Source organism: uncultured Ruminobacter sp. (genome assembly GCA_902764345.1).
Taxonomy (GTDB): Bacteria; Pseudomonadota; Gammaproteobacteria; order Enterobacterales; family Succinivibrionaceae; genus Ruminobacter.
Genome location: CACWVT010000039.1, coordinates 1 through 420, shown reverse-complemented (window position 1 = coordinate 420; position 420 = coordinate 1).

Genomic DNA, 420 nt, shown 5'->3' with positions numbered 1-420 from the left:
CATTTTCCGGATTTCATACAGAGAAGAGAAGGTAATTCTGGTTTAGTAACTAACATAATTGGCCTAGATAGATATTAATACAACATATCTAGTATAACAGATAAAACAAAGAAACACCACTGAAAAATGGTATTTCTTTGAGTTTTTTTGTATTGTGTACTTATCTATTCTCGCAAAATTTGGGGTGCGCCTTCCTTATTTTGCGGTCTATAGTCTGAGCTGTCGAGACAGGAAGTTTTTTGTCTTGGCCGTTTGATGCATCGTGACGGAAAGTTTCGAGCCCGATGACAAAAATAAGGCTTTCCCGATGTTATATAGAGCTTATTTCAGTTTTTTACATGCAACACCGCATTCCTTTTTACAGAAGCATATGCCGTATGTGATAACTGCCTTGATATCGTTTCTTTTAATATACGGATC